Source organism: Mycobacterium sp. TH-M103, from assembly GCF_057473785.1.
Genome location: NZ_JBYCLG010000112.1, coordinates 1 through 4,737, shown reverse-complemented (window position 1 = coordinate 4,737; position 4,737 = coordinate 1). Strand labels below are relative to the sequence as shown.

General features: G+C 69.2%; 4 protein-coding genes and 1 pseudogene. 2 read left to right on the top strand and 3 right to left on the bottom strand.

Features of this window, described 5'->3' with window-relative positions; all coding sequences use genetic code 11:
- Nucleotides 1-84: 84 nt before the first annotated feature.
- Entirely contained in the window at nt 85-825 is a 741-nt protein-coding gene (locus tag AC2VOR_RS06510; RefSeq protein ID WP_486963419.1) for an integrase core domain-containing protein, read from the top strand.
- 55 nt (nt 826-880) lie between these two features.
- Nucleotides 881-1,711 (top strand): ExeA family protein, encoded by an 831-nt coding sequence (locus tag AC2VOR_RS06505; RefSeq protein ID WP_369738281.1) that lies wholly within the window; start codon nt 881-883, stop codon nt 1,709-1,711.
- A gap of 126 nt (nt 1,712-1,837) precedes the next feature.
- Here the strand turns inward: AC2VOR_RS06505 and AC2VOR_RS06500 are convergent.
- The 3 genes and pseudogenes from AC2VOR_RS06500 to ligA form a co-directional block, all read right to left on the bottom strand.
- A pseudogene (locus AC2VOR_RS06500) lies at nt 1,838-2,290 on the bottom strand (glycosyltransferase); the annotation flags it as partial.
- A gap of 134 nt (nt 2,291-2,424) precedes the next feature.
- Nucleotides 2,425-3,318 carry a metal-dependent hydrolase gene (locus tag AC2VOR_RS06495; RefSeq protein ID WP_369739607.1) on the bottom strand — a complete coding sequence of 298 codons (894 nt, stop codon included), beginning with the start codon at nt 3,316-3,318 and terminating at the stop codon, nt 2,425-2,427.
- Between the two features lie 78 nt (nt 3,319-3,396).
- Nucleotides 3,397-4,737: NAD-dependent DNA ligase LigA (gene ligA / locus AC2VOR_RS06490; RefSeq protein ID WP_486963418.1), on the bottom strand; the 1,341-nt coding region annotated here is incomplete at its 5' end.

Here is a 4,737-nt window from a genome sequence, read left to right as displayed (position 1 = left end):
CACTCGCCAGACTATTCCCTGGGCGAATCCCATTGTGCTAGAATACAACTCGTAGTCAAATCACCTCTGACTTACACAGAAATCGTGACAGGCTCCGGCTGCCCGCGAAAACTGTACTGCGACAACGGAGCTGCCTACGTCAGCGGTCAGCTGGCCTGGTCGGCGGCGGTGCTCGACATCGCGCTGGTGCACAGCCGGCCCGGAAAACCGCAAGGGCGGGGCAAAATAGAACGCTGGAACCGCACCGTGCGCGACCAGTTCCTGGTCGAGATCGAGGCCGCCGGGGAGGTGGCCTCGCTCGAGGAGCTGAACCGGTTGTTCACCGCCTGGTGCCACCAGCACTACCACCGCAGCGTGCATTCAGAAACCGGCGCCACCCCGCTGGCGCGCTATCACGCCCAGGGCCGCACCCCGGCGCCGCGCCCGGACGCGGGGCTTTTGCGGCGCGCGTTTTTGTGGCGCGAGCAGCGCAGGGTCACCGCCACCGCCACGGTGTCGTTGCACGGCAACCGCTATGAGCTCGACCCCGCCCTGGTCGGCCGTGTCGTGGATCTGCTGTTCACCCCGTTCGACCTGACCGTCATCGACATCGAATACCAGGGCAAGGCGATGGGCCGGGCCATTCCGCACACCATCGGCCGCCACACCCACCCCGCGGTCAAACCCGACATCCCCGCACCGGTGCAAGCCACCGGCATCGACTACCTGCACCTGCTGGAGCAGGCACATCAAGCCGATGTGGGTCAGGCGATCAACTATCTCGCCCTGGCCGACAGCGACATCCAAGCACCCCGCCACGACCAAACCGGACCGCAAAACCCTTAAGCAGCAACGCTATCCACCTCGACCACCGTGGCGAGCCCACGGGGAACGGACCATCATGCTCGACAAGATCCAATCCTATTTCGGTTTGACGACCATGCCCTTCGGCCGCGCCCTGGCGCCGGGCATGCTGTTTCCCAGTGCCGACCACTCCCAGGCCGCCGCCCGCATCGGCTACGGCATCGCCACCCGCGGTATCACCGTGATCACCGGCGAAGTCGGTGTCGGCAAGACCGTCGCCGCCCGCGCCGCGATCGAGCGCGCCGAACCGGCACGTCACCACCTGATCTACATCCCCGACCCCACCGTCGCCGCCCGCGGCATCTACCACCACATCGTGACCGCGCTGGGCTGCCGGCCCAGCTTCCACAACGCCGCCCTGGTTCCCCAAGCCCGCGATGCGCTGGCCGCCGAAGCCGCCGAACGCGGCCGCGTCCCCATCTTGTGCATCGACGAGGCCCACCTGCTTTCCCACGACGCCCTCGAAGCGCTGCGGCTGCTCACCAATCACCGTCTCGACACCGAATCACCGTTCGCCACAATACTTCTCGGCCAACCCACACTCGCCGCCAAAATGTCCCTGGGCATCTTGGCCGCCCTGGAACAACGCATCACCGTGCGCCGCACCATGACCGGCATGACCAGCGAGGAGACCGCCGGATACATCCGCCACCACCTACAGCTCGCCGGCCGATCCGACCCGCTGTTCACCGACGATGCCCTCGCCCTGATCCACGACTCCGGTCGCGGCAAGCCCCGCGGTGTCAACCGGCTCGCCATCGCCGCGCTCATCGCCGCCTGCGCCGCAGGCAAAAACCTCGTCGACGAGTCCAGCGCACGATCGGCGATCACCGAAACCAACCACGACATCCAGCCCGCGACACCCTGAGCACCGCCGCGACATCACGACCACCGACAGCCCCGCTCGACACGATTGAGCGGGGCTATTTCACACCCGAACCAGCCTCAACAGGAATGACGCCACCATGTCCAAGATCAGTGACGCGCAACACCCCTGGCTGACCAACATCGCCAAGGCCAGGGGGGCCGGGGTGGCTTGCTCGAAATACACGTCGTAGCGGGTGTGCTTGGTCTGGACGACCGGAACACCATGCCGGCGAGCGGCGTCCACGCCGGCTATCGCCACGCCCAAGTCACCGTGGGTGTGCACGATGTCGATGGGCCCGCGGCGGGCAAACGCCTCGTCGATGATCGCGCGATTCGTCTTGGACGGCCAGACGAGGGCGAAGTCCTCGTGCCTGCCCAGCGTGCGGATCAGCGGGTCGATGAGCGGGACCGGCCTCAGCTCGACGACGCGCGGGTCGGCGTCGACCGAGCCGGGCATCGGTGCCGAGAAGACCGTGACCCGGTGCCCACACTGCTCGAGCGCACGACGCTGCGTGGCCACCGCAACCTGCGCCCCTCCGAGGCCGTCGGGGTGGAGATCGGTGAAAAGCGCGACATGCATCCAGGGCCTCCCGAAGAATCGGGTGACGACCGGCCGCGGACAAACGGGAGCCCAGGCAACCGGTCGCACGTCATCCTACGGAGGGCGGCGACGCGTGGGTTCGGAGCGCGGAGGGCGCCGGGACGGGCGGGCCGCTAGCGCTCGGCCCCGTTCTGGCTCGCGGCCAGCGCGGCCGGCGAGTGCTCCAGATACTCCATCGCCATCTGCGTGGACGCCTCGGTGCTCGGGTGGTGGCTGGGCCGCAGGTACCGCAGCGGCACGGTCACGGTGAGCTTCCACGGTCCCGGCACCCGGTATTGGCGCGCGGCGCGCAGCCAGTCGCGCCAGCGCGGCTTGGCGTCGGTGGTGGGGTCGTTGGCCATCAGGTAGCGCACCCCGGCCAGCCACCAGAACACGAACTGCGGCATGGTCAGCAGCATCGACAAGGCGCGCAGCGGGTAGCTGCCGCACACGTTCTGGTAGACGTCGTAGACCAGGGAGCGGTGCTCGATCTCCTCGGCCCCGTGCCAGCGCAGCAGGTCCAGCATCGTCGGGTCGGTGCCGGCATAGTCGAGGCCGCGGTTCTGGATGACCCACTGCCCGAGCACCGCGGTGAAATGCTCGAGCGCGGCGACGTCGGCCAGCCGCCGGTACAGCCACCAGCGCTGCAACGCCTTGGGCCACTTCTCGTGCTGGTCGCCGAGGACGGACAGCCACTTCTGCAGCTTGTCGGTGTAGGGCGCGGTGTCGATCCCCTGGTCGGCCAGGTGGTCGAGCACCATCTGGTGCGCCCAGGCGTGCCAGGCCTCCTGCTGGATGAACGGCTTGATCGCGGCCCGCAGTTCGGGGTCGTCGACCATCGGCTCGGCCTCGTTGACGACCTGGATGAACCAGCGCTCGCCGGCCGGCAGCAGCAGGTGCAGCACGTTCATCACGTGCGTGGAGAACGGGTCGTCGGGCACCCAGTGCAGCGGGGTGCCCGACCAGTCGAACCGCACCTTGCGGCGGTACGCCGGGTATCCGTCGTGCTGAACTTCGACAGCGGTCATCGGTGTCCCCCAATCCAACAGCCCACCAATTGGCGTGTGAGTACCCTCACACGCGGGCGCGCAACCGGCCGCGGGGAACTATTCGGGGGTTTCCCCGTCCGGGGGCCCCTGCTCGAGCAACCGGCGGAAGCCGTCCTCGTCGAGGATCGGGACCCCCAGCTCGACGGCCTTGTCGTATTTGGAGCCGGGCGAATCGCCGGCGACGACGAAGTCGGTCTTCTTCGACACCGAACCGGCGGCCTTGCCGCCGCGCGCCACGATCGCCTCCTTGGCCTCGTCGCGGGAGAACCCGGTCAGCGAACCGGTGACCACGACCGTCAGACCCTCGCAGGTGCGCGGCACGCTCGTGTCGCGCTCGTCGGCCATGCGCACGCCCGCGGCCCGCCACTTGTCGACGATCGTGCGGTGCCAGTCCACGGTGAACCACTCGGTGACCGCCGCGGCGATGGTCGGTCCCACGCCCTCGACCGCGGCCAGCTGCTCGGTGGACGCCGACTCGACCGCCTGCAGGTCGCCGAACTCGGTGGCCAGGGCGCGGGCGGCCGTGGGTCCCACGTGCCGGATCGACAGCGCCACCAGCACCCGCCACAGCGGCGCGGCCTTGGCCTCCTCGAGGTTGGCCAGCAGCCGCGCGCCGTTGGCCGACAGCGTTCCGGCCTTCGTCCGGAACAGCTCGGTGCGCAGCAGGTCGTCCTCGGTGAGCGTGAACAGGTCGCCCTCGTCGGCGATCACCCCGGCGGCCAGCAGCGCGGCGGCCGCCTCGTAGCCCAGACCCTCGATGTCGAGGGCGCCGCGGCCGGCGACGTGGAACACGCGCTCCCGCAGCTGCGCCGGGCAGGACCGGGCGTTGGGGCAGCGGATGTCGGCGTCGCCCTCCTTCTCGGGGGCCAGTTCGGTGCCGCACTCGGGGCAGTGGGTGGGCATGACGAACGCACGTTCGGAGCCGTCGCGCAGGTCGACGACCGGACCCAGCACCTCGGGGATCACGTCGCCGGCCTTGCGGATCACCACGGTGTCCCCGATCAGCACGCCCTTGCGCCTGACCTCGGCGGCGTTGTGCAGGGTCGCCAGCGCCACCGTCGAACCGGCGACCTTGACCGGCGCCATGAGGGCGAACGGCGTGACGCGCCCGGTCCGGCCGACGTTGACCCGGATGTCCAGAAGCTTGGTCTGCACCTCCTGCGGCGAGTACTTGTAGGCGATCGCCCAGCGCGGCGCCCGCGACGTCGAGCCCAGCCTGCGCTGCAGCGCCACGTCGTCGAGTTTGACGACGACGCCGTCGATCTCGTGGTCCACGTCGTGGCGGTGCTCGCCCCAGTAGCGGATCCGCTCGTGCACGCCGGCGACGCTGTCGACCCGGGTGGTGTGGCTGGAGACGGGCAGTCCCCAGGCACCGAGCGCAAGGTAGGCGTCGTGCAG

Excerpts from the sequence above, each read along its gene's own strand:
- AC2VOR_RS06505 (WP_369738281.1), top strand. The coding sequence starts at position 881 with ATGCTCGACAAGATCCAATCCTATTTCGGTTTGACGACCATGCCCTTC.
- AC2VOR_RS06495 (WP_369739607.1), bottom strand. The coding sequence starts at position 3,318 with ATGACCGCTGTCGAAGTTCAGCACGACGGATACCCGGCGTACCGCCGC.